Genomic DNA, 25,758 nt, shown 5'->3' with positions numbered 1-25,758 from the left:
TTCTGCCGGACGGGCCCACTGCGCGTGGGGCGGCCACTTCGTGGCGCGTATACCTTGTCTTGCAGCGGCGGGCGGTACTGACCTCCCGTTGGTCGGAATGAAGATAATCCCGACCAACGGGAGGGCCGCGCGAAGCCCTAAAAAGGCGTGCGAACGCCCGCCCCACGCGCAGTGGAAAGCTAAAATCCAACCATGCCCTTTTCCCCGCGCCGCCATTACGACTGGCAACTCCGCACCCGCACCCTCCCGCTGGGCAAGCGGACCATCCTCATGGGCATCCTCAACGTCACGCCCGACTCCTTCTCCGACGGCGGCTACTTCTACTCCCCCCAGCACGCCCCCGAGCGAGCCCTCACCCAAGCCCTCAAGCTCCTCGAAGAGGGCGCCGACATCCTCGACCTGGGCGGCGAATCCACTCGCCCCAACGCAACTCCCCTCACCCCCGACGAAGAACAATCCCGCATCCTGCCCGTCGTCGAATCCATCCTCAAACAAAAACCCAACACCATCCTCTCGATCGACACCTTCCACGCCACCACCGCTCGCCGCGCCATCGAAGCCGGAGCCGAGATCATCAACGACGTCAGCGGCCACCTCTGGGACCCCGACATGTCGAAAACCTGCGCCCAGTCAGGCTGCGGAGCCATCCTCATGCACTCCCGCGGCCGCCCGCAGGACTGGCCCAACCTCCCAGCACTCGCCCCCGAAACAGTCCTTCCCCTGGTCCTCAAGGAATTAGCCGAGCGCCTCGAAGCTTCCACCACCGCTGGCATCCCCCGCAACAAAATCGTCCTCGACCCTGGCTTCGGCTTCGGCAAACGCCTCGACGAAAACTACCCACTCCTCGCCCACTTCGACCAACTCAAGCAATTCGACATACCGATCCTCGCCGGCGTCTCACGCAAAGGCTTCCTCGCCCACACCCTCTCCCAAATCCCCAGCCTGTCAATCCTCCTCGAAGGCGCAACTCCTTCCATGGACGACCGTCTCCACGCCACCACCGCCGCCAACGTAGCCGCCATCCTCGCCGGAGCCCACATGCTCCGCACCCACGATGTCCGCCCCGCAGTAGAAGCCGCCGCCATCGCCGACCAGATCGTAGCCGCCCTCTAAAAATATTCCGACCAACGGGAGGACCGTGACGTTCCGCAGCTGCAAGACAAGGTACACAAGTCACGAAGTGACCGCCCGAACCGGGGTCCCCGCAAACGGGTCTTCGTTTGCGGGGTGGCCGAGCGCAGTGGGCCCGTCCGGCAGGACATTATCTTCTAAACCGGATTCCCACTAGAATCTGTACTCCAACTCTCAGTCTGAAATGCAATAAACACCGCCGTCCAGGTCCCCTTCGACGGCAAATTGATAAATAGCGCCCCATCCTGCCACACGCCGTTATCCCCACTGAATCCGCCGCCTTGACCACCCACCGGATTCCCCTGATTCATATGAATATCGTGGATCCCATCCACCTTCCCCGAGTCGGCGTACGAGCTGCCGAACGCATAGATCACGCCATCCTTATCTGCAACCGTCATATTCAGTAGCGTCACCACAGCATTCTCAAGCGCCTTCGTACGCGCCCGCTGCACCATCTGCTCCTCCGCACTCCCCTTCGACTTCGTCGTCGCCTGAGGCAACAGAGTCATCTGCTCCTTCGTAATCATCGGCGCGCCGTTCACAGTACTCCGCACGAAGTCCAACGCCAGCCCACCCGGCTCACTCTTCAACGCCGTCATCCCCATCGGCAACGCCGTCAGCGCAGCTAGATCCGGTGGCGTAAAGTCCTCAACGATGTCATACAAAACCTCCGACCCATCCACCGACTGAATATTGACCGCCACTGTAAACGGCCCACCAGGAGCCTGCATCGTGATCTGATAATGCGTGCTCGAGCCAGTTACAACCTTCCCCGCCGTAGGCTTCCCCGCCAGCACACTGTAGTTCGTAATCGGCATATACCCTCCTGCTGGAATCTCTCAATCGTTAAAACAGCACGCATTCAAGATCTAATCTTCTGCGTAAACCACCTCGAGCAGCTCCGCAGCTAAACGATGCAGAGGTTGCAGCAACGGAAGCCCAGCTAGTCTCAGCGTCACCAGAATCATCTTCAAGGTCTTCTGATAAAGCAGCATCGTCCTCTTCTGGCCATCGCTCCGGTCATATACCCAGAATAAGATCAAACCCATCTGGTACATCCAAAGCAAACGCGGTAAATAAGGCTTGATATTTGAGGGCAGCCTGACCTTGGAATCTACAACCGCACTCTCAAAAAAACCGATGTCCTGCTCTCGAATTGCCGCGGTTTCTTTGCTAAATGGCGACAGCGGATGTTCCGGATCAGAATGGGCAGATAGCGCACCTAGCAGCTTCCGGTTTGGTCCAAAGCATTCAAATTTCGTTGAAATAATCGCCTGCAAGCGTTGCTCTAACGTCTTGCTCTCAGCCAGAGAAGCCTCGATCCGAGCTCGCATCTCGCTCTGTGAGCGCTCGTAGAACGCCATGACAATCGCGTCCTTCGACTCGAAGTAGTAATAAGCCGCCCCCACCGCCACCCCAGCCGCTGTGGCAATTTCACGCATCGTGGCACGCTCAAAGCCACGCTCGCGAAACACAACAAGCGCAGCCTCGAGGATTCGTGTTCGCGTCTCTTCGGACTTCTTGATCTTCGTCATTTAGAACTTACGCAACCCGCGGCGGTGGCGCAGAGCCCAAGCCGGCCGACCGGCCCCTCATCTTTGCAAACACGAGAATATTGAAGAAGTGCATCGCTCCAAGGATCAGCAGTACCACTCCTATCTTGACACTCTCCAGTTCGATCACCTGCCGGAAATTCGAAAGTGGATCGGTCGTCTTCAACGCCAGCGCGATATAACCGACGTTGATCAGGTAGAACCCCACCACCAGCAACTGGTTTACGGAATCCGCCAGTGCTTCGTTACCACGAAACGCATCCACCAGAAATACCCGACCATTCCGATGAAGTGTCCGCGCAACCCAAACAGTAAGCGCAATGCTTATAACGAGATAGCTGAAGTAGCAGCTTGCGACGATCATATAGAAATTCTCCTCGACGACAAATTTGAACATGTTCAATTAATTACTTTATACCCCTAACCTTGCCGTGTAAAGATATTTTTGAACGCGTTCATTATTTTCCGGTCACCTCCTAGATTTACCAATAAACCCAGAGCGTTCCACTAAACCTGATGCTATTCTGAGGCGAAGGAAAGTCGAATGTTTACTGCCCTCCTCATCCTCAATTTCATCACTCTCCTCGCCGTCATCCTCCTCCTGCTTCGCAAGAGTCCGGCGGCTCCGCAGGACCCTCGCCTTGCCCAGATTCCCGATCAACTCACCCGCCTCGACGGCAGAAACGAAGCGCTCGACGCCCACCTCCGTAGCGGCCTGGCCGACATACGTCGCGACCTCGCCGACGAAGCCCGACGCACCCGCGAAGCAGCGGCCACCGACTTCACCAGTCTGCGGACCGAAATCACCGCCACCATCGCCGAACTCAGCGGCCTTCTGCAGAACGGCCTCAACGCCTTTCGCAGCGACAATAAGACCTCCGACGAAGTTCTCCGCACCGCCGTGCAGCAAAACCTCGACTCGATTGCGCAGCGCCTCTCCTACTTCATCGCCGAGGTCAACCGAAATCAGACCGAAGCTCGCGAAGCCCTGCATAGCCGCCTCAACGAGCTCTCCGGAGAAGCCAACGACCAGCAGGAAAAGCTCCGCTTCACCGTCGAAGACCGCCTTTCAAAACTTAACGACGCCAATACCGCGAAGCTCGAGGAGATGCGCGTCACCGTGGACGAAAAACTCCACGCCACGCTCCAGACGCGACTCACCGAATCCTTCGGTCAGGTCACCACGCATCTCGGCGAAGTCCAGAAGGGACTCGGAGAGATGAAGGAGCTAGCCACTGGGGTCGGGGACCTCAAGAGAGTTCTCTCCAACGTCAAATCACGCGGCGTTGTCGGCGAATTTCAACTCGGCCAACAGCTCGAGCAAATGTTCTCTCCCGAGCAGTACATCAAGAACGCCCGCATCAAGCCGGGAACACTCGAGTCCGTCGAATACGCCCTCAAGTTCCCCTCCGGCGAAGGTCAGACAGGCCCCGAAAGCTACACGCTCCTCGCCATCGACGCCAAGTTTCCAAAGGAAGACTGGGAGCGCCTCGAACACGCCTACGAAACCGGCACCGTCGACGAGATCGCCGCAGCGGGCCGAGCCTTTGAGCGTGGCATTCGCGCCGAAGGCAAGCGAATCTGCGACAAATATATTGATCCTCCCACCACCATGCCGCACGCCATCATGTTTCTTCCAACGGAGAGCCTCTACGCCGAAGTCGTGCGCCGCCCCGGCCTCCAGTCGGAGATTCAGTCCAGCTGCCGCGTCACCATCGCCGGCCCTTCTACCTTCATGGCCATCCTTACCAGCTTTCAGATGGGCTTCCACACCCTCGCCATTCAGAAAAAAGGCGACGAGGTCTGGCGCGTCCTCTCAAGCGCCAAAAAGGAGTTCGAGACCTACGGCGGCCTCATGCAGAAGGTCGAAGACCAGGTGGGCACTGTCCAGAACACGATTCAAAAGCTAGGCGTCCGCACCCGGGCTATCAACAAAGCCCTCAAAAACGTCTCTTCGATCGACACCGGCGCCCCCATATCCAATCTCATCGGCTTTGACGACATCCCTTCTATCGCCCCGCTGCTCGCCGCCTCGGCCGAGGACGACTGAAAAAGTTCTGCCACCCCCTTCTGCAGCCACAGCCGCTTTGCTTTACACTCACTGAGGCGCTCAGTATGCTTGAGATTGGCCGTGTCGACCTCATATCCGACAAAATATCCAGGCTTCAGATTCCAGACGTAAACAGGAGAACGAAATGGCAGCAGTAGACGAGAAGGTAAAGCAGATTATTGTCGAACAGCTTCAGGTGGATGAAGCGGAAGTCACCCCGGGCGCGAGCTTTCAGGAAGATCTCGGTGCAGACTCTCTCGACGTCGTCGAGCTCGTCATGCAGTTTGAAGAAGCCTTCGACATCCAGATCCCCGACGAAGACGCCGAGAAGATCAAGACCGTCAAAGATGCTGTCGACTACATCGAAAAGAACCAGAAGGCCAAGTAAACAATGGAGCATCGTCGCGTAGTCGTCACCGGCCTCGGCCTGATCTGCGGGGTCGGCAAAACCGCCCCTGAGGTTTGGGAAGGCCTCATGGCCGGTCGCAGCGGTATGGCCGAGATCAAAGCCTTTGATCTGACCGGCCATCCAGTCCGCTTCGCCGCAGAGGTCAAGGACTTCGATCCTCTCCTCTTCGTCGAAAAGAAAGAGTCCCGAAAGATGGGCCGCTTCATCCACTTCGCTCTGGCCGCTGCCGCCGAAGCGATGGCCCACTCCGGTCTCAAGATCACCGAAGAAAACCACGATCAGGTCGGCGTCCACATCGGCTCCGGCATCGGCGGATTCGACGTCATCGAGCGCGAACATTCCAACCTGCTCTCCGGTGGCCCGCGCAAGGTCTCGCCCTTCTTCATCCCCGGCTCCATCATCAACCTCGCCGCCGGCCACGTCTCCATCAAGTACGGCGCACGCGGACCCAACGAAGCCACGGCAACCGCCTGCACCACCTCGGCGCACTCCATCGGCGACGCCTTCCGCATCATTCAGCGCGGCGATGCCGACGCCATGATCGCCGGCGGCACCGAAGCCTCCATCACCCCGCTCGGCGTGGCAGGATTCGCCGCCATGCGCGCTCTCTCCACCCGCAACGACGATCCCGAGCACGCCAGCCGCCCCTTCGACAAGGATCGCGACGGCTTCGTGGTCGGCGAAGGCGCAGGCATCCTCATCCTCGAAGAGCTCGAGGCTGCCAAAGCCCGCGGCGCAAAGATCCTCGCCGAAGTCCTCGGCTACGGCCTCTCTGCAGACGCCTTCCACATGACCGGTATGGCCCCTGAAGGCGAAGGCTGCTACCGCTCCATGCAGCACGCGCTCAAAGTCGCCGGCATCTCGCCCGACCAGATCGACTACGTCAACGCACACGCCACCTCGACTCCCCTCGGCGATGCCCTTGAATCGAAGGCCATCGAGAACGTCTTCGGCGAGCGCGCCATCGGCGGCAAGCTCCTGGTCAGCTCCACCAAATCCATGACCGGCCACCTCCTCGGCGGTGCTGGCGGCCTCGAGGCCGGCATCACCATCCTCGCCATGCAGCACCAGATCGCTCCACCGACGATGAACATCGTCGAGCTCGATCCCCAGTGCCGCCTCAACTACGTCCCCAACAAACCGCTGCCCGCCAAGATCGACTACGCACTCTCGAACTCCTTCGGCTTCGGCGGCACCAACGGCTCCCTCGTCTTCAAACGCTGGATCGAGTAGTCACTCACCAAAATCACCTCTGAGGCCCGACGAGAGTCGGGCCTTTTCCTTTCCTCATCGTTCTATAAACGCTCGTCATCCTGAACGCAGTGAAGGATCCCTGTATTTGCCGCTGTTCGTACTGCCGGTGTTGCGAATGCAAAACATCGCCGCCGAATGCGCCGTGGACAATCCTACATTTGCCTCGACAGCCATTAGCGTCCTGATGACGAACGAAACCTTCCCCGCCCCACCCTCGTCAACACACTCGCCGCCCAGTTATAAAAGTAGTCGGAGACCCTGAATGAAGCTTCGCCTCACCCTCTGCCTCCTCGCCGCCACCCTCACCACCCAAGCCGAAGTCTCCCTCCCCAAAATCTTCTCCAGCCACATGGTCCTCCAGCGCGACATGCCCATCCACATCTGGGGCAGCGCCACACCCGGCGAGTCGATCACCGCCACCTTCCACAACCTCACCAACACTGCCACCACCGACGCCGCTGGCCGCTGGAGCCTCTATCTCCCCCCACAGCCCGCCGGAGGCCCTTACACCCTCACCGTTCACAGCACCAACACCATCACCTACGAGGACATCCTCCTCGGCGATCTCTGGTTTGCCTCCGGCCAATCCAACATGGAGATGCCTCTCTCCGGCTTCGAGCCCGACACCCAGATCGACAACGCCGAAAAAGAAATCGCCGCCGCCAACTACCCCAACATCCGCCTCCTCCGCATCGACAAGGACGCCTCCGACTACCCCCGCGAAGACGTCAAATCCGCCACCGGCTGGTCCCTCTGCACCCCCGACACTGCAAAAGACTTCTCCGCCGTCGCCTACTTCTTCGCGCGCGATCTCCAAAAGGCCCTCGCCGACAAACAGCAGCACATCCCCATCGGCCTCATCGACTCCACCTGGGGAGGCACCCCAGCCGAAGCCTGGACCAGCATGAACGCCCTCGGCGCCAACGCCGCCCTCACGCCCGTCTTCGCCACCCGAGCCGAAAAGATGGACCACGAACCTACAGTGATCCGCTTCGAGGCCCTCGACAAGCAAGCCCATGCCGAAGGCAAGTCCACGCCCGAGCGAGACTGGCACCCCAACCCCGACTCCTGGCGTCCCGCCGCCCTCTACAACGCGATGGTCGCCCCCTTCACCCCTCTGCCGATTAAAGGCGTCATCTGGTATCAGGGCGAAGCCAATTCCGTCCTCAACATGGTCGGTCTCTACGACAAACTCTTCCCGACCCTCATCGAAGACTGGCGCAGCCACTGGGCCCAAGGCAACTTCCCCTTCCTCTACGTCCAGATCTCCGCCTTCGGTAGCACTCCTAAAGAAAACTGGGGAGAACTCCGCGACGCCCAGCGCAAAACCCTCTCCCTGGCCAATACCGGGATGGCCGTCACCATCGACATCGGCAACGAGCACAACGTCCACCCCGCGAACAAGCAAGCCGTAGGCGAGCGCCTCTCCCTCTTGGCCCGCCGCTTCGTCTACAACGAAGACATCACCCCCTCCGGTCCCCTCTTCCGCCTCGCCTACCCTGACAAGGGCGCGATGCACGTCTGGTTCGACAACGCCCAGGGTCTCCACGCCAAACTCGGCGCCCCCGAAGGCTTCGAAGTCGCCGGCGCCGACCGCGTCTTCCTCCGCGCCAACGCCCACATCGAACACACCGCCGACGGCGACACAGTAGTCGTAGCCAGTCCCGCCATTCCCAACCCGCAGTACGTCCGTTACGCCTGGCCCAACTTCCCCCAGGCCAACCTCTACAACGGAGCCAACCTTCCCGCCGCCACCTTCACCTCACTCCAGCCGCCAACCCAGCCCTAGCAGCAAACGGAATCTTCCGCCGACCAACGGGAGGCCCAAGGCGAAGCCGGTATACATGTCACGAAGTGACCGCCGCCCGCGCAGGGCGCACCTAAGGCAACTCAAAAATCTAACCGCTCACCGCCGCCGTAATCACGCTCAACACCAGCACAATCACCCACCACCCGACGACCACAGCCGCAGCCTTCCCCCGGCTCACCTTCGCCACAATCGAAGTCCCAATCACCAGCAGCACCAGATTCCAGATCCCGACCACATCCAGAAAGCCCAGCGCCGTCTTCAGCCACGGCGCTGCATCCGGCATAAAGTAAGCCGGGTTGGTCCCCACCGGATTCTTGATGTTGAAACTCTCCGCACTGCTTCCAAACAGAAGCGTAACCATCGTCAGCAATCCGCTGAGCAGCCTCGGCAGCGACGCATACATCCACACGCAGAACATCTGCCCAAACGTAGTCTTCGCCCCCAGCCCGACATTGAAGCTCGCCCAGTTAATCAGCGCCCCAATCGCCGAAATAATCAAGATAATCACCGGCGTCGCGTACGACACATACCTGTACCCGCCCGTCATGGCGCTCACCCTCGCCGCCCGCTGATCCGGCGGCAGGCTCTGCATCTGGTCCTCCTGCTTCGGGCTGTCCAAAATCACGTTCTCCACCACGCGCCCAAACCCCACTTGCCGATCGATCGTGTACGTCACCCCAATCGACACCACCACCGCCAGCAGAAACGGCAGCCACCAGCTCGTATCCCGCAAGATATCTGTGAACGTCTTCGACGGAGCGACAAACGTATCCACCACCCGCTCCACCTGGCTCAGCCCCGGCTGTCCCGACTGCGCATCCACCGCCACAACGTCACTCATAGACTCCCCCAAACATCGTGATGATCGCAGATCCCTGCGACGACAGCTTGCTGCCAATCTCAGCCACAAACATCTTCGCATCCTGGCCCGGTCGCAAAATGGCAAAAAGAAAGAAAAAGAGCACGATTTTCCTGAAGACTGAATGACGCTTTCTATGTAACAACTTTGTCGACACGTTTCAGACGAACAGTGGTAGAGTTCCGCTGTAATCAGATCGGTCAAAGCGCCATGAATAGCAAGCCTGTGCTCCTCGTCAAGGAACATCCATCGTTTCGCGCTCTCCTTCGCCTTACATTTGTCGTCATCCTTGCATTTCTCTTCGGCGCGATTGCAGGCTGTGGCGGCAATTCCTCAGGCGGCGCACCACCGACAAACGGAACCGCTCCAACAAACCTGGTCTATCCACAAACCAACGTCGCCGCGATCGTCGGTCAGGCCATCACCACCGATTCTCCCAGCGTCACAGGCGCTCCCACCAGCTTCACCGTCAGCCCGGCGCTTCCCGCGGGCATCAGCCTCAGCGCTTCGACAGGAGCAATCTCCGGCACTCCCACCTCCCCCACTGCGCAAGCCGCCTACACCATTACCGCGACAAACTCCTCCGGCAGCACCACCGCCACCATTCAGATCGCCGTGAATCTTGCTCCACCAACAAATCTGGTCTATCCCCAAACCTCCATCTCTGCAATTGTTGGCCAGGCCATCACCACCGATACTCCCAGCGTCACAGGCACTACACTCAGCTTCACCGTCAGCCCTGCACTTCCTGCAGGCATCAGCCTCAACGCGTCGACAGGAGCAATCTCCGGCACTCCCACCACCGCCACCGTTCAAGCTACCTACACCATCACGGCAGCCAACTCCGGCGGCAGCACCACCGCAACCATACAGATCACAGTAACCCTCGCGCCGCCATCCAACCTCATCTATCCGCAAACCACTATCACGACAAATGTCGGTCAAACCATCACCACCGACACTCCCAGCGTCACCGGCACTGTCTCCACCTACTCTGTCAGCCCTGCGCTTCCAGCAGGCATCAGCCTCAACCCGTCGACAGGAGCAATCTCCGGCACTCCCACTTCTGTAACACCACAAGCCACCTACACCATCACGGCAGCCAACTCTGCCGGCACCACCACCGCAACCGTACAGATCACAGTAAGCCTCGCGCCGCCATCCAACCTCGTCTATCCGCAAGCCACTATCACCTCGAATGTCGGTCAGGCCATCACCACCGACACTCCCAGCGTCACCGGCACTGTCTCCACCTACACTGTCAGCCCTGCGCTTCCAGCAGGCATCAGCCTCAACGCGTCGACAGGAGCAGTCTCCGGCACTCCCACCACCGTCACCGCTCAAGCAACCTACACCGTCACCGCAACAAATTCCGCAGGCTCGACCGCCGCTAACCTTACCATCACAGTCAACAGCTTCAGCGTCTTCAGCCTGGTCGATCTCGGCCACGCTAACTCGCTTGCCGTCCTCCGCCTTCAGCCCACCCGCCTCTTCAGTCAGGACACCAGCGGCCATTGGGCGCTCTGGGACTACACCACAACAACCGAGCTCGCCAGTGGCGATCCGCTCGTTCAGAACATTACCACCCCCTATCCAGCCGACATGGCCGGCTCCGTCCTCGCCATCGGCACCGCAAACGCAGTCGAGATCCGCTCCAACGCCGATGGTAGCCTCATCACGACCCTTACCGCGCCCAGCCTCGATCCCGTCCCGGTAGTAAACGCCTGGTGGAAACTCGCGACCGACGGCAGCTACATCGCCTCCGGCTATGCCTCCGGTCTCTCCGTCTGGAGCACCACCGACGGCCATCTTCTCTTCTCCCTCCCCGGCGACTACTCCAGAGCGAGAGCCTTCGCCGCACCGGCACAGATTCAAATTGCGCTCGGGCCCGCCGGCACCAGCGTCATCGAAACCGACTCCGTTCCCTCCGGAGCCTCCTCCATCGGTCCCGCCTTCACCGCGAACTTCAACTCATGGTTCACCGACGGCAGCCACTTCTTCACCAACACCCCCAACCTCAGCCCGCCGCTGAATCCCCCAGTCTATGACGTCTACACCTACTCAGCAGCCACAGTGCAACAGGGCATGCTCTCTCTCGGCAACCTGAGCCTCAACGGCTATGCCAACTGGTTCTGGACCTACCCCGTCAATATCCTCAGCATCTACCCGATCGGCGCCACCACTCCCACGGCCACCTATACCCTGAGTGCCGACACCGCCGTCATTCCGTCAGGTTCTACCCTCGGCCTGCTTCCCTACGGAACAGGATCAGCATCCACTATCGATCTCAGCGGCACAACACCAACCCTCAGCAGCGCCACCACACTTCCTGTCTTCTACGAAACCGCCTTCGCCGCCACCTCGCCCAGTCAGTGGGCCATCGGCAATCAGCACGGAGTTGTCCTCGACGGCCCAGGCGCTGCCACAACGCCACGCTTCTTCGGCTACGGCAACGCCTTCAGTATCGCAGCAGCTCCCGGCAGCGTAGCCATCGCCACTGCCAGCGGCAAAATTCTCGAATACCAAACCTCGTCCCCAACCATCGTTGGCAGCATCAACTTCACCAGCTCAAAGCTCGCCCTCTCCACCGACGGCACCGTCCTCGCCGCCAAAGCCAGCGACATCGACTCGCAGTACTCCGCCGACCGAACCCTCAACATCTACTCGCTCCCCGCAGGCACCATCACCGACACCTTCCCCTACCAGTACAACGACCAACTCCCGGCAACGCCCTTCCTCTTCGACTTCACTCTCTCCAACTCAGGCACCGCGCTCGGCCAATACCTCGGCACCTACAACGGCTTGTACTTCGACTACACCCGCCAGCTCACACCCACCTCTGGCTCCCCCATCCTCTGGTCCGATAACCCACCCTCCGGCGTCTACGACGGCACCACTCCCATCCTGCTCTCACCCGATGGAACCCTCATCGCCGTCTCCACCGGCGACTACTCCTCTTCCTCCACCACCAACATCTACAAAAACGGCGTCCTCGCCGCGACGGTCAATGGCTTCGCCGTCGGCTGGATCGACAACAATCGAGTCCTGGTCAACACCTTTGGCCCGCTCGGGACCCACGTGTACCCTCCCTATCTGGGAGCCGTCATCTACGACGCCACCGGCACCCAACTCACCACCCTCACGGCACTCCCGCAGCTCCCACCCGCAGGCCAGAGCCTGCCCCTGTCCACCACCGGCTTCCTTCCCGTCGACTCCAACTCCATCTACTCCCCCGCCACCTACTCCATCTACTCCCTCACCACCGGCGCCGCAACCTGGACCGAAACCCTCCCGCACGCAGGAACAACCACCGTACCCTACAACGGAGCCTCCGCTGTCTCGGGCAGCTATATCGTCTTCACCTCCGGCTCCCGCATACTCGTCGATCTCCCCTAATCTCTCCTGCATCAAAAACGATGCGCACCTCGCGAAGCACGAGATGCGCATCGTTCCTTACCTCGACAACCTACCGCCGAGCCTTTGCTCCACTCTTCATTACCGAAGAGACAGCACACGCATCCTGAAGCATGGCCAGCGCATCTGTCACCAGCGAACGGAACGGCAGCACCAGCAAGTGCTCCGCAAGATATCCGTGAACGTCTTCGACGAAGCGACAAACGTATCCACCACCCGCTCCACCTGGCTCAATCCCGGCTGTCCCTCCACGCCACAACGTCGCTCATAGGCCCTCCTCAGACAAAGTCTTCCGGCCAACACAGCAAACCACGGCTTTCGAATTTCTTCGCATTCAGCCCACGGTGACGAACCGTCCGTCAGGAACTTTCATCCCAAGCGAACGCTCAATTCGCGGTCCCCATCAATTGAATATTGTCCGGTGAACTCGCAGCATTGCTCATAATCTGCAAAACCGCACTCCGCGCCCCAGAGGCCGTAGGGGCAAAGGAGATCGTCAGTGTGCAGTTCGCACCGGCTGCCAGACTACTTCCACAGGTATTCGCTTCAATCGGAAAGTCGCCGACATTTGCACCGGAAAACGTCTCTCCAGCGATCGTGAGCGTAGCATCGCCCGTGTTGGTCAACGTCACCGTCTGAGGGATCGAGGTCGTGCCAATATCTCGCGCTGCAAACGTAAGCGAAGAACTCGACAGCGAAACCGATGCCACACCTCCCGAACCACTGAGATTGAAATTGGTCGACTCCTCGGTGACAAGATCGGTCACGGTATAGCTTAGTGAATAGAAGTAAGCATTGGGAGGGTTGAAGGAAACGCTGATCTGACATGGGGTCTGGATCGCACATGTTCCGAATGACACAACGAAATTGCTACCGGGGTTTGAAGAAAACGAGACCGGGTCACCGCCAGGTGCAGATATTGTCATAGTCTGGGCCGCACTTTGCACTCCTATCGCCGAAGGGCCAAAGTCGAGAGAGCTGGGCGTAACCGATGGTGCGTCAGGTTCGCCGTACCCGGTGAGCGGAATCGAATTCGAATAACCGGTAGTGGCATCTGTCACCGTAAGCGTCGCCGTGTTGAGACCAAGGTGCGAAGGAGTAAAAGTAACGGTGAATGGGACTGATTGAGTCGGCGCGATTGTCAGGTTTCCACTCGCGGTCATGCTGAACGAACTTGCATCCGGCCCGGTGATCGCTCCGGACGACGTCAGAACGACACTCCCGGTGTTCGTCCATTGAGGGGCCACACCGTTGGCAGGTACAGGAGTGGCAACTCCCAGCATGCCCGCCACCGCCGAAAGCGGAGTGATCGTCAACGATGGCCCATCTGGGATTCCATTTCCGCTTAGTGGGATATTTCCATAATTCGTAACCAACGTCGCCGTCCGTGGACCAACTCCACTAGGTGTGAACGTTACGAAAAGATTGTTTTCTAGGTGAATCTCAATTGGAAATTGCTGTAGCTTTACTGAGAAATCGGATGCATTAGGCCCGACAATCGAGGTGGTAACGGCTGCTGGGACTGGGGAAGAACCGTCGTCTTCTACAAAGATGTCGTTGCGGCTATTGGCTTGACTCGTCACCCCCACTGCCAGGTCCCCAAAATTAATCGGCTGTGGCAAAAAAGACACCTCGTTCGTTAACGGCGCACTCAAAGACACCGTTCCTACCCCAGGACTTCCACTGTCTATCACCGTGAGAGTCCCTGACTGTGGTTTGCCCTGATAAGTAATGTCGGCGACCTCCACCTGTATCGTGCAAATCGATTGCGCCGCGAGGATTGCGCCGCAGTTATTGGTCTCCGATCCGATGGAGCTGACCGTGATAGGGCCGATCGCGATCGGCGTCATTCCATTATTCGTAACCGTTACAGGTTGGGGCGCTCCCGCAAGCGAGAAAGTGAGCGACGCAGGTGAGAGAGTCACGGAACTCCCTGTATGAGCCAGCCCAGCGCCACTTAGAGCAACAGACTGGAGCAGATTTGCCGGGGTACCTTCCACCAGCGCGCTGGCATTGCGAGCTCCGCTGGAGGTAGGAGTAAACCCAATCAGCGCCGTGCACGTCTCTCCCGGGGCTAGAGGAAATACAAGACACTCGGCGTCGGGGTTGGATAAGTTGGTAACTACCGAAAAGTCCGCAGCACCAGCACCAACGATGCTAATTGCAATTGAGGATGGGATCAGGCTGTTGTTCGTGATAGTGAACGACTCCATTGACGAGAAGTTCAGGTACGCAGCAGGAAACACCAGCGCAGAAGTAGAGATAGACAGTCCACCGGTAGGAGAGCCCAACTGCACCGCAAGGCTTGCCGGCGCCGACGTCAGCGTCGGCTGGAAGGGAGACTTCCCTCCCACCAGCCCGAACAAACTCGAAGAGTCCAGCGTCGGATTATTCGCAAGATTCATCCCCGCTCCAATCACATTCACCGGAGCAGCTCCTCCAGGCGGCGTCGCCGCCGCAAACAACATCCCGCACGCAGACCCATCTCCGGCCACGCCCCCATTCGAGTTCGTGCAACTGGCAAGCGCATCCGCCAGCGTGTCGATCTGCTCCACAGGAACGGTACTTCCCGTCGGCACATTTAACCCGGGCACCCTGCCAGTCGTCGTGTCCGCAAAGACCGCGGCCTCCGCAAACGCACTCGTCAGCGCCGACGCATCCGAACTCCCCGATCCAATCGCACTATACGAACTCATAAACGGAGCCAGCGGCCACACCGCCGCCACCGTCGTCAGCTCATTCACATTAATCGTCGTCGTAGATCCCAGACTCCCACAACTCCCCAACGCTGCCATCAACGCAAGCTGCGGATTCGTCATCCCAGTCGGCAACCCGGGATTGCCACCTGTAGCCGTCAAATAAACCAGCGTAGAAGCCGACGGACATTGAAAGTCCCCCGCCAGCGTGAACTCGCCATTCGAATCGCTCGTAACTACCTGCGTCAACAACGGCGTCGAAGCCGAACCATCCCCCGTCGTCCCCACCGCATACAACTGAATCGTCGCCCCGCTTACCGGCTGCTCGCCGCCATACGCCGAGCCGTGCAGATGAAGCGACGCGACAGGCGGTCCGACGCTCTCAACCCCGGACTTCTGCGAACATCCCGCAAGCAACAACGAGAGCATCCCAACTCCCGCGACAGCAATTCTCGCAAAGTCCCGGCCAAATCCGAGCTCCACACTCGCCCGCACACACTTCATCCGTTGTTCTTCCGCCGCCGTTTCGCTCACAATCTCTCCTGGCGCATACTGGCCGCGTCTGAACCGCTCAACGCAAATCCTGGTATGGAACGCTGCCGCATTCTAGCCCGCGACTGAACACCCCTAATTAAAAATTAATCGAACGAAGCCTCTGCAGGACCTACTCTGCCAACAAAACCAAGCCCTCTTGAAACAGTCCCAGGCATTAAAAACAATGCGCACCTCGAGTAGCACGAGATGCGCATCGTTCCTTGCCTCGACAATCTATCGCCTAGCCTTCGCCCCACCCTTCCTCATCGAAGAGACAGCACACGCATCCCGAAGAATGGCCAGCGCATCTTTCACCAGCGAACGGAGCGGCTGCCGGCTCGCGTGAGTGATGTACAGCGTCCCATCGACGGTGACCATCGAGATCGCCTGCGTGTCGCCGAATCCACTCGCCACCGACGGATACAGCGCCCTGAGCGACAGCCCTCCAAAGCTGGTTCTCACCCCCGGATCACCGTAGTTGCTGATCATCAGGTCATGCTTGAAATGCCTCTCCGGGTCGATCGTCGTTACATCATCCGGATCGCCCTCCCGGCCCAACACCTCGCGCACGGCCTTCAACGCCTTCGCCGTAACCTCTTTGGTCTGGGAGGGCAACATGTCTTTCTTCAGCACCCGGGCAAACTCCCAGAACGGAAGATTATCCGACGGCTGCATCACCGAACGATGCGTCCCGATGATCAGACCTGGTATGCCGTAGAGTTCCAACATGGGCCGAAGATCTATCGGCGAACGGCACACCACCGGCGCAGTGCGCCACCGCTCCGCAAGTTGCCTCCCCGCAAGAAGGAACGCCGCCAACAGCGCGCCATGCACAGTTGTACCCTCCTCGTTGGCGGTCGCCAAGACTGCCTTCAAATCGCCCGCTTCGAAATGATGGCGTTCCACCCTCGGCACCGGCAGATCATAACGCACATAGGACGCAGGCGCCTTCGCAGCGGCAGAGACCTCAACATAGGGTCCCGGTTCCCCCAGCCCAAACAACTCGCCCAGCGCCGGAAGCACCGGAAAGCGAGCCCCCAGAGACTCCCCCGAAGCAGCGGCGATCAGGTCTTCCACGATCCGGACATTGGTCTTGCCATCGGTGATCGCATGATGCGCTGAAAACAGAATCGCGCACCGCTCGGCGCTATGGCACAGGATGGCGCGCGCCAGCACACCGTCTCCTTAACCGAACGATGTAACCGTCTCCTCTGCCGCCAGGTAGTCAAGATCCGCTCCTTCCAGCGGGATCACACGCAGCGGAATCTCTACATCCGGCAACGTCTCGAAGTAAGGACGCTTGCCCCGTTCCTTGCGAATACGAACCGAAAGCAGTGGGTATCGCTCGGCCACTTGACCAAGCGCCCTCCGCCAGTCGTCCACCTGGGTCCGGCCTTCCACCTCAGCGACAATCATCGCGGGATGCGGATTCGTGACCTCCGAGAGCCAGAGGAACTCCTCCAAACCTTCGAGCGTCCGCAATCTATATCCTTCAGAAGCTCCCTGATGGTGTGCTGCCTGCTTCGAGCCCGGCTCGAACAAAAGGCCCTCGACGAGTTCCCGATCCGATTGAACTTTGGTCTTCAAATTCGTCTTCATGTTCTCTCCCGCTTTCTAGGTAGATCCCTGAAATATCCTGTTGTGTCCCCTTGTGTCCCTTGGACCAACTTCCCTCCCAGAGTCGTTCCGCCCCTGAGAATGCTCGTCCCCACCGTTCCAACCTGCTGGGCGACACCGCACTCTCTTCCGCTGAAATAAGCAACATTACTAGTTACAAACAGACAAAATGCATTTTTGCCGCAGCTGCTACCTCGTTGTCGTTCCGCTCTGGCATCCGACACTGATTAACAATGCGCAATTCGTTTTCAGTTATCGATCATCGAGCCCTACCAGCCTGAAACAGGCAGCAGAGACTGATGACGAGAAACGCCGGCCGGCGACTCCAACCATTCGCTGCTTACTATCAGCCAAACGGAGTTACTTAGAAAACACGCCGCCCGCGCCAATATTCCCGCAAACTGAAGAGCAAAGCCGACAGGCCAGCTGGATCGCCCGCCAGCCCATATCTGCCGGTACTAAATACGTCGCCGGTGCGGGACAAGGGTCGGAGTTTTTGAAAGCGAGACGGAACCTCCGCATCAATACGCGCGTACAACCGATACCAGTCCCGGTAACCCCAAGGAAAATGCGCGATGATGCGTAACGAGGTGGAGCATGAACGCCGACATACGACTCGCTTTCCGACAGTTGGCAAAAGCGCCTGGATTCGCCCTGACCGCCGTGCTCACACTGGCACTCGCCATTGGCGCCAATGCCATCGTGTTCAGCGTACTCAACGCTTTGATCTTGCGACCGCTCAACGTCCCGCACGCTGAGACGCTGTTCATGCTGGAACGCGCCTACGGGTCAGATTCATCTCCCTCGGAGTCCTATCCGGATTACCGTGACCTGCGTGACAGAAACCGCAGCTTCGAATCCCTGGTGCTATACAACATCATGGGCGGCGTTGGGCTCGATACCGGCCACGGAAATCCCTCCGTAGTCTGGCCCTATACCGTAAGCGGCAATTACTTCGATGCCCTCGGCATTCAACCCTATCTCGGCGGGTTTATCCATGCTTCGGAAGAACACGGGCCAAACAGCGTGCCCGAGATCGTTCTCAGCTATGCGCTCTGGCACAGCAGCTTTAACGCGGATCCTGCCGCAGTGGGCCGCACCGTACAAATCAACAAGCATCCCTTCACCATCATCGGCGTTGCACCGCCGAACTTCCGCGGCACCGAACTCTTCTTCGCGCCCGATCTCTGGGCTCCCATCGTCGATTCCCCCCAACTTACTGATTGGTTTTCACTCGAGGAACGCGGCAACCACAACGCCTGGGCGATAGGACACCTCAAGCCCGGAGTAACGCCAGCCGCAGCTACCGCGGACTTGAACACCATCGCAAATTCGCTCGCGAAGACCTATCCCAAATCTGACGACGGCATCAAATTCTCCTTGTCCCGCCCTGGACTCGCCGGAAACACCCTCGGCCGGCCCACGCGCGCTTTTATGTTCGGACTCATGCTCCTCGCAGGTCTTATCCTGCTTGCCGCATGCGCCAATCTCGGTAGCCTGTTCGCCGCCCGCGCCGCTGATCGCTCCCGCGAAATTGCAGTCCGCATGGCTCTGGGATCGCGCCGCAAGCTCATCTTCCGCCAGCTCATCACCGAAGGCATTTTGGTCTCTCTGGCCGGAGGCATCTGTGGCACGGCGGCAGCCGTAATCATCCTGCGCGCTCTCAGCACCTGGCGCCCGATTCCGAATATCCCGATCAACATCCCCGTAAATCCGGACAGGAACACCTACGCTCTCGCCTTCCTGCTGGCTGTCTTCAGCGGCTTGTTCTTTGGCCTGGTCCCAATCCGACAGATTCTCCGTTCCGATCCCTGGCAGATCATCCGCTCCGGATCGACCAGCCTCGGCGGCCAACGCCGCATGACACTGCGCGACGTCCTACTCGGTTTGCAGATCGCCATCTGCGCTGTCCTGGTCACCGCTTCGCTCGTCGCCGTGCGTGGCCTGGCTCGTTCGCTGCAAAGCAACTACGGTATCCAGCCTAAAAACGTGATGCTGGTAAAGACCGATCTGAAGATGGCTGGATATGATGCCGACAAGCGTGTCCCGATGCAGAAGCGCATGCTCGACGCCGCCGCCGCGATCCCCGGTGTCGATGCTGTCGGATATGCCGATCGCCTTCCGCTCAGCATCGGCGGAGGAGATTCCGACGTATACACCGACGCCACCACCGATTTTCGCCCAACCAACGCTGCAGCCGATGCCCAGAACTTCGGTGTCTCGCCCGACTACTTCCGTGCCGCCGGAACGGCCCTCCTCGTCGGCAGAACCTTTACCATGCACGACGAAGACAAGGCTCCCATCGTGGCCGTCGTAAATCGCGAATTCGCCCGCAAGGTCTTCGGATCCGTCGACAAAGCAGTAGGGAGCCACTTCAAGTTCTGGGGCGGTGACCGGGCCGAAGTAGTAGGCGTGGTCGAAGACGGAAAATATCAAACCTTGACCGAAGATCCCAAGCCGGCCATGTTCTTTTCCTTCCTCCAGCACCCCACCAGCGACACGTGGCTCGTCGTTCGCTCGCAACGCGACCCGCAGGAACTCGCCACCGCATTGCAACACTCGATGCGCAGCCTCGATCCGGCTCTGCCACTTGATATAACGACCTGGCACAGAGAGCTGGACTCCGCACTCTTCGCCTCTCGCGTAGCCACAGTCTCTCTCGGCGCGCTTGGCCTGCTGGGCGCGATGCTTGCCATCACCGGCATCTTCGGCATGGCCGCTTATACCGTCAGCAAACGCCTCCGCGAACTCGGTATCCGCATCGCTCTCGGAGCTGGCCAACACGAACTGCTCGGTGCAGCCCTCGGGCGCACCTTCCGGCTGCTTGCCATCGGATCGATCGCCGGCATGATCCTCGGTCTACTGGCAACCCGTGTCCTATCGTCTATCGTCTATCAGGCCACGCCGAAAGACCCGGTCATTCTCGGCGGTGTCATTCTCACCATGCTTTGCGTAGGTCTCGTTGCCGCCTTGGTTCCCGCCCGCCGCGCCCTCGCCGTCGACCCGATGATCCTGCTGCGCGAAGAATGAGCTGAAGCAAAACAAATCCCATTCGACGAGGTCACAAACGCGTTCTTTGAGGACCAATGAAGCCTCGAAATCAGCCGACGCTGAAGTGTGCGTTTCTTCTCTGAAGAGCGTCTTCTGATCTTGGAACAAACATCTCCAACCCGAAGTTGACAGCCTGCGCCTGAACGTCTTCGACGAAGGGACGCAAGCTGTCGTTGTACGCCCGGAACGCCGCCTCGAAACTTCCAGGATGTTTCTGGAAAGCGTCCGCCAGCGCTGTTGCTCCGACAATCGCCAGCGATCCTCCCATCCCCGCTGCGGGCGAAGCGCAATAACCAGCATCGCCTACTAGAGCCACTCGTCCTTTGGTCCAGGATGGCATCCTTATCTGGCACATCTTGTCGAAGTAGAAATCCCTGTAGCGGCTCAACTCCTCCAACAACTCGCGCGTCCTCCAGCCTTCGCCGCCGAATTGCTGAAGGATGATGCCTCTCTGCTCCTCCTGATCGCGATAACTGTACGGAACTTCCTTTTCAGAGTAGAAGCAGAAAATGATATCCGTCTTGTTGTTGTAGGCATTCAGCATCACAACCTTGCCCGGGACGTTGTACATCTGCGCCGTGTCTTCTTCGATCAGAAGTTTGTCGACGATTGTGATCGAAAAGTAGTTTTGCAGAAAATGAGAGTAGGCGGACTCTTCGCCGAAGCACATCCTTCGAACGCTCGAGTGATTGCCATCACAGCCAAACAAAAGAGAGAAGGACTGTTGTCTTCCACTCTTGAAAGTAACCGCAACCTCATCTGCAGTCTCTTCCAATCGGGCGATACTGTCATCGAACAGGAACTCGACATCACTCTTCACCTCTTCAAACATCATGTGGAGAAGGGCGTCTCTTTCAATTTCATATTCTGGATTCGAGCCCTGCGCGCCGCCGGATTGAGCTGGCGTCCTCGCTATCCTCACGCCTTCGACATCGAGAAAATCTACCGCCTTCGCCTTCAGGCTACTGGCTTGAATTCGCTCCAGCAGACCCATGCGCTTCACGATGTCCACAGTGCCTTCCTTGATGTCGACCGGCGACCCGCCCGTCTTCAAGCCCTTTCCAACCTCGACGACCGTCACTCGGTACCCAAGCCGATTCATCCAAAAGGCCGTGGCAAGCCCAGCAAAACTAGCTCCTGAGACGAGTACATTCAGACGAAGACGTTCAGTTTCCACGGCGATGTCTGCGTGTTGTTTTGTAGAGGTCATAACAGATATCTCCTATTTGTACTGAGTACATTTATATACTATGTACAATAAAGCAGTGGAACAATGTTGACGACGCCCTCAGATCGCCGAACCCGGAAGCGCCTCGCCACGCGGCAGAGAATTTCGGATATCGCCTCACGTCTCTTCGTCGAACGTGGATTCGATCAGGTGACCGTGGACGAGATCGCTGAAGCCGCAGACGTCGCGCGGATGACGGTCTTCAATCACTTCACCCGCAAGGAAGACATGTTCTTCGATCTTGATGAAGAAGCTCGCGAAGACTTGCTGACCGCTCTGCAGAAAAGAGACCCGGGCACCTCTCCCATAGAAGCCCTACGCCTGTTCGCCCATCGGGCCATCGCCGAACAGCTCCCTTACATCCGTTTCTTCGAGGCAGGAAGCGAACGATTCATCGAGACGATTCGAGCCAGCGAAGCGCTCAAGTCTCGCGCCCGCGCTATACGCGACGAACTGACGGATATGCTGACCATCGCGTTGGCGAAAGCTGCAGATCGTGATCAAGCTCGGCGTCAACCCGATCCCCTCGCCAACCTTGCGGCTTCACTGCTGGTCGCGACTTGGGAGGTAGCCTTCCTCGAAGCGCATCGGGTCTTCCACCAGAGCCACAATGTCAAAAAAGCAAATACGGCCTTTCTCGCGATCATCGATCAGGGAACCCGAGGTGTGACATCAGCCGTGGAAGGCTCCTCCTATACATGAGACCGTAATTATCATTAGCTCCGTCGCATCGAACACTGACCACAAACTCCCGGTCTCGATACCCGTCAAACCCTGTCAAGCCCCTTAACAGCGAATCACCCCGTCAATCCAGCGCATTAGCGTGGCGTATCAGTTATGCTCCAACCGATACAATGGAAGTAAGGAAGCAAAAAGGCCCTCGAGAGAATCGGGGGCCTTCACCGTTAACAGCTAACTCCTTTATTTGTAATATTTTGCAAGTAAACCATCTGGAATCAATATTTTGCAGACACTACCCATCTCCAAACTCATGATTCTAAATAATTTACGCGCAAAATACCCCTAAGGGGGGAGGGGGGGTACCAACGAAGGGAAAGGAGGACCGATGCCGACCACGACCGACAAGAAAACCGAGCCTCGTTACTCCACCACGACCAGCACATCCCCAGACCCGACCGCGTCTCCTACCCCAACCGCAATCCTGGCCACCCGTCCCGTCTTCGGCGACTTCAGCTCATTCTGCATCTTCATCGCCTCAATCACGAGAAGCGCCTGGCCCTCCTCGACCTCATCTCCCACCTCAACCAGCACCCGCACCGTCCGGCCCGGCATAGGAGCCTTCACCGGCCGCGGCCCATCTGTACCAGCCCCAGCCCCACGCCTCCCCTGCAACGACCGCGGATCCACCACCTCAAACCCGAACCGCCGCCCACCAATCAACACCCCATCGCCATCCAGAACGCACCGGTACTGCCGCCCCTCAATCAGCAGCGACATCACCCCAGCCTGCAGCACTCTCACATCCGCCGCAACCGGGCGGCCATCAACCGAGCACTCCACCTTGCCGCCAATCTCAGCCGGAAGCTCAACCCTTCGCTTCTCTCCCTCTACCTCAAGCCAAACCGTCACAGACGCAACCCCTCCCGCCGCCCCGCCACAGCCCACCGGCGCTCCTCCGCGACATCAGCCACCGTGGTCTCCCGCCGCGCTGACGCCGCAAACAACGCCGCCGCGAAAGCCACCACGTCCTCAGGGACATCCTCACGCACCGGGGCATCCGGTTCAGCCAGCAGCCTCTCCAGATATCCCGTGTCGATCCGGGCTGCACGAAAATCTTCATCCATCAAAATCCGCCGGAACAGCCCGATATTGGTCTTGATCCCGCCAATCACATACTCCTCGAGTGCCCGCAGCATCCGGTCGATCGCCTGCTCCCGCGTCTCCGCGAACGCCACCAGCTTCGACAGCATCGGGTCGTAGTCGAGCGGCACATTCCACCCCTCATACACCGCACAATCCTCCCGAATCCCCGGCCCGCTCGGCTGAATCAGCCGCGTAATCAATCCCGGCGACGGGAAAAATTGGTTCTCAGGATCCTCCGCATAGATCCTGCACTCAATCGCGTGCCCGCGCAGCCGCACATCCTCCTGCGTCAGCGGCAATCGCTCGCCCATCGCCACGCGAAGCTGCAGATGCACGAGATCCAATCCAGTCACCATCTCGGTCACAGGATGCTCCACCTGCAGCCGCGTATTCATCTCCAGGAAGTAGAAGTTCTCCTTATCATCCACCAGGAACTCGACCGTCCCCGCGTTCACATACCCAGCCGAAAGCGCCAGCCGAACCGCAGCCTCGCCCATCCTCCGCCGCAGGTCTTCGCCGACAACGGCCGAAGGAGCCTCTTCGATCACCTTCTGATGCCGTCGCTGCACCGAGCACTCCCGCTCGCCCAGATACACGCAGCTCCCATGCTCATCCGCCATCAACTGGATCTCGATATGCCGCGGCCGCTCGATCAGCTTCTCCAGGTAAACCTCACCCGACCCAAAGCTCCGCTCTGCCTCACTGCTGGCCGCCGTAAACGCTGCCGCAAGATCCTCCGCCCGCGACACCGCCCGCATTCCCTTGCCACCGCCGCCGGCGGCAGCCTTCAGCATCACTGGATACCCAATCCCGGCAGCCACGCGGACCGCCTCCGCCACATCCGCCAGCCCGGTCACGCTCCCCGGAACACGAGGCATCCCCGCAGCATCCGCCGCCTGCCGCGCCCTCGTCTTCGACCCCAGCACCCGCATAGCGCTCGCCGGAGGCCCAATGAACGTCACTCCCGCCGCCGCACAGGCCTCTGCGAACTCCGCATTCTCCGACAAGAACCCATACCCCGGGTGGATCGCATCGGCCCCCGTCCGCCGCGCCACATCCAGTATCAGGTCCCCACGAAGATAGCTCTCCGCCGCCGGTGCCGGCCCCAGCCGGTACGCCTCATCTGCATGCAACACATGCAGTGCCCCCCGGTCGGCATCCGAGTAGACCGCCACCGTGGTCACACCCACCTCCCGGCACGCACGAATTACCCGCAGCGCAATCTCCCCGCGGTTCGCAATCAACACTTTTTTTATCGAGCGTCGCAAGCGGCAATTCTACCCCAGAGGGATGATGGAATCCGAGACCTCACCGAACCCATCCCACGCAAAAGAGGCCACCCATTCCTGGGAGGCCTCTTTTGCGATGAGCACCAGCGGTTACTGCATCGAAACGCCGCCCTGTGTTGCCTTTTCCTTCTTCAGCTCATTTTCCTTCCGGGCGCCCATAGCCTTCTGGATCCAGGAATCGACCTGCGCCATATCAGCCTTGCGAGCTGCTTCATCCCCGCACTCCAGGTCGGCCTTACGACGATAGGTCAACTGAAGATACTGCATGGCATCGTCATAGGTCGGATTGAGCTCGACAGCCTTGTTTAGATACTGCAACCCCTCGTTTACCAGATCGGTGTTCGCAGCTTGCAGTTTCTGGCACGCGCCCTTGCTCTTCTTCGGATTGCCGTCGCCCTGATCGGTTAGTCCGTCGGCCGCAAGAATCGTGATCGCATTCTTGTATGCCAACGTCCAATCGACGAAGCCCACCGTGTAATATGCTTCCGGATCATTAGGAGCAATCGCGATGACTTTCTTCTCGTACTCCTTCGCTACATCGAACTTCTTGATGTTGCGATTGATCGAGGCGATCTGCTTCAACGCCGTCAGGTCGTTAGGGTGTTTTGCCAGGACTGCGTTGAAACCATCCAGAGCTTTTTGCGCGATAGACAAATTCTCCGGCGTATCCAGATTTGGCACCACCTGATAGGAGTACGCGGTGGCCAGATACAGCTTCGCGTCTTCATAGTCGGGATCGAGCGCGATCGAATTCTGGAAGTGGTTCACAGCCTCTTCGTATCGTGCATTCTTAAATGCCTGCACTCCCTTGGTCAGCTGATCCCGAGCCTTCAGGCGATTACACCCGGTTGCAGTGATAAGCAGCAGCGCCAGCAAAGCGGCCGTAACCGGAATCCGTGCGGTGAATTTCATTGGGCGAATCATCTCCTTCAAAATGGGCGCGAGTTTCTGTTGCAAAGACCAGGGAAACCATCTAACCAATGTTTCGGTGTTCGCTTGATTGTAATGGCATAAGTCCTAACGTGACTAGAGCAGC

21 protein-coding genes are annotated in these 25,758 nt (G+C 59.0%); 8 read left to right on the top strand and 13 right to left on the bottom strand.

The genetic code is table 11. From position 1 onward, the window contains the following. Positions 1–192: 192 nt before the first annotated feature. Positions 193–1,113 (top strand): dihydropteroate synthase, encoded by a 921-nt coding sequence (gene folP / locus RBB76_RS10705; protein WP_429632276.1) that lies wholly within the window; start codon positions 193–195, stop codon positions 1,111–1,113. A gap of 155 nt (positions 1,114–1,268) precedes the next feature. Here the strand turns inward: folP and RBB76_RS10700 are convergent, their stop codons facing one another. From RBB76_RS10700 to RBB76_RS10690, 3 genes are read right to left on the bottom strand one after another with little or no spacing between them, the layout of a single operon-like run. Further along, positions 1,269–1,952: a YukJ family protein gene (locus RBB76_RS10700; RefSeq protein ID WP_429632274.1), complete on the bottom strand. Its 684-nt coding sequence runs from the start codon at positions 1,950–1,952 to the stop codon at positions 1,269–1,271. A gap of 51 nt (positions 1,953–2,003) precedes the next feature. Further along, positions 2,004–2,669, bottom strand: a complete 666-nt coding sequence (locus tag RBB76_RS10695) for a TetR family transcriptional regulator (protein WP_429632272.1) — start codon at positions 2,667–2,669, stop codon at positions 2,004–2,006. 7 nt (positions 2,670–2,676) lie between these two features. Then, positions 2,677–3,051: a hypothetical protein gene (locus tag RBB76_RS10690; RefSeq protein WP_429632270.1), complete on the bottom strand. Its 375-nt coding sequence runs from the start codon at positions 3,049–3,051 to the stop codon at positions 2,677–2,679. Positions 3,052–3,231: 180 nt separating this feature from the next. Here RBB76_RS10690 and rmuC point away from each other — a divergent pair, with 180 nt between their 5' ends. From rmuC to RBB76_RS10670, 4 genes are all read left to right on the top strand, one after another. Beyond that, positions 3,232–4,737: a DNA recombination protein RmuC gene (rmuC, locus tag RBB76_RS10685; RefSeq protein ID WP_429632268.1), complete on the top strand. Its 1,506-nt coding sequence runs from the start codon at positions 3,232–3,234 to the stop codon at positions 4,735–4,737. Between the two features lie 145 nt (positions 4,738–4,882). Beyond that, complete coding sequence (locus tag RBB76_RS10680; protein ID WP_179580522.1) at positions 4,883–5,125, top strand: acyl carrier protein; 243 nt, start codon at positions 4,883–4,885, stop codon at positions 5,123–5,125. 3 nt (positions 5,126–5,128) lie between these two features. After that, the gene (gene fabF, locus RBB76_RS10675) at positions 5,129–6,379 is read left to right on the top strand and encodes a beta-ketoacyl-ACP synthase II (protein WP_429632265.1); all 1,251 of its coding nucleotides are present in this window, start codon (positions 5,129–5,131) and stop codon (positions 6,377–6,379) included. Between the two features lie 283 nt (positions 6,380–6,662). After that, complete coding sequence (locus RBB76_RS10670) at positions 6,663–8,189, top strand: sialate O-acetylesterase (protein ID WP_429632263.1); 1,527 nt, start codon at positions 6,663–6,665, stop codon at positions 8,187–8,189. Between the two features lie 109 nt (positions 8,190–8,298). Here the strand turns inward: RBB76_RS10670 and RBB76_RS10665 are convergent, their stop codons facing one another. Together RBB76_RS10665 and RBB76_RS10660 are read right to left on the bottom strand one after the other, a co-directional pair. Continuing rightward, positions 8,299–9,051, bottom strand: coding sequence for a Yip1 family protein (locus RBB76_RS10665; protein ID WP_429632261.1), 753 nt, complete (start codon positions 9,049–9,051; stop codon positions 8,299–8,301). Next, a complete protein-coding gene (locus RBB76_RS10660; protein WP_429632259.1) occupies positions 9,044–9,175 on the bottom strand; it encodes a hypothetical protein in 132 nt (43 codons plus the stop codon). The genes RBB76_RS10665 and RBB76_RS10660 overlap by 8 nt, the downstream gene beginning before the upstream one ends. Before the next feature lie 104 nt (positions 9,176–9,279). On the opposite strand from RBB76_RS10660, the gene RBB76_RS10655 reads away from it, so the two are divergent. Then, positions 9,280–12,465: a beta strand repeat-containing protein gene (locus tag RBB76_RS10655; RefSeq protein ID WP_429632257.1), complete on the top strand. Its 3,186-nt coding sequence runs from the start codon at positions 9,280–9,282 to the stop codon at positions 12,463–12,465. 70 nt (positions 12,466–12,535) lie between these two features. Here RBB76_RS10655 and RBB76_RS10650 read toward each other — a convergent pair whose 3' ends face one another. From RBB76_RS10650 to RBB76_RS10635, 4 genes are all read right to left on the bottom strand, one after another. After that, on the bottom strand, positions 12,536–12,742 hold the full coding sequence (locus RBB76_RS10650; RefSeq protein WP_429632255.1) for a hypothetical protein: 207 nt from the start codon (positions 12,740–12,742) through the stop codon (positions 12,536–12,538). Positions 12,743–12,869: 127 nt separating this feature from the next. Next, a complete protein-coding gene (locus RBB76_RS10645; RefSeq protein WP_429632253.1) occupies positions 12,870–15,713 on the bottom strand; it encodes a choice-of-anchor D domain-containing protein in 2,844 nt (947 codons plus the stop codon). Between the two features lie 234 nt (positions 15,714–15,947). Beyond that, on the bottom strand, positions 15,948–16,889 hold the full coding sequence (locus RBB76_RS10640; RefSeq protein ID WP_429632251.1) for a phthiocerol/phthiodiolone dimycocerosyl transferase family protein: 942 nt from the start codon (positions 16,887–16,889) through the stop codon (positions 15,948–15,950). 9 nt (positions 16,890–16,898) lie between these two features. After that, positions 16,899–17,312, bottom strand: a complete 414-nt coding sequence (locus tag RBB76_RS10635; protein ID WP_429632249.1) for a hypothetical protein — start codon at positions 17,310–17,312, stop codon at positions 16,899–16,901. 615 nt (positions 17,313–17,927) lie between these two features. Here RBB76_RS10635 and RBB76_RS10630 point away from each other — a divergent pair. After that, positions 17,928–20,360 (top strand): ABC transporter permease, encoded by a 2,433-nt coding sequence (locus tag RBB76_RS10630; protein ID WP_429632247.1) that lies wholly within the window; start codon positions 17,928–17,930, stop codon positions 20,358–20,360. Positions 20,361–20,430: 70 nt separating this feature from the next. Here RBB76_RS10630 and RBB76_RS10625 read toward each other — a convergent pair whose 3' ends face one another. Next, entirely contained in the window at positions 20,431–21,591 is a 1,161-nt protein-coding gene (locus RBB76_RS10625; RefSeq protein WP_429632245.1) for an FAD-dependent monooxygenase, read from the bottom strand. A gap of 63 nt (positions 21,592–21,654) precedes the next feature. Here RBB76_RS10625 and RBB76_RS10620 point away from each other — a divergent pair, with 63 nt between their 5' ends. Beyond that, a complete protein-coding gene (locus RBB76_RS10620) occupies positions 21,655–22,311 on the top strand; it encodes a TetR/AcrR family transcriptional regulator (protein WP_429632243.1) in 657 nt (218 codons plus the stop codon). 399 nt (positions 22,312–22,710) lie between these two features. On the opposite strand, the gene RBB76_RS10615 is transcribed toward RBB76_RS10620, so the two are convergent. From RBB76_RS10615 to RBB76_RS10605, 3 genes are all read right to left on the bottom strand, one after another. Further along, a complete protein-coding gene (locus RBB76_RS10615) occupies positions 22,711–23,199 on the bottom strand; it encodes a biotin/lipoyl-containing protein (RefSeq protein ID WP_429632241.1) in 489 nt (162 codons plus the stop codon). Beyond that, complete coding sequence (gene accC / locus RBB76_RS10610) at positions 23,196–24,701, bottom strand: acetyl-CoA carboxylase biotin carboxylase subunit (protein WP_433963547.1); 1,506 nt, start codon at positions 24,699–24,701, stop codon at positions 23,196–23,198. Before accC ends, RBB76_RS10615 begins: the two co-directional genes overlap by 4 nt. A 111-nt stretch (positions 24,702–24,812) precedes the next feature. After that, positions 24,813–25,634, bottom strand: a complete 822-nt coding sequence (locus RBB76_RS10605; protein WP_429632237.1) for a hypothetical protein — start codon at positions 25,632–25,634, stop codon at positions 24,813–24,815. Between the last annotated feature and the right edge of the window lie 124 nt (positions 25,635–25,758).

The organism is Tunturiibacter psychrotolerans (assembly GCF_051013365.1).
Lineage (GTDB): Bacteria > Acidobacteriota > Terriglobia > Terriglobales > Acidobacteriaceae > Edaphobacter > Edaphobacter psychrotolerans_A.
This window is presented reverse-complemented; position numbering and strand designations above follow the sequence as displayed.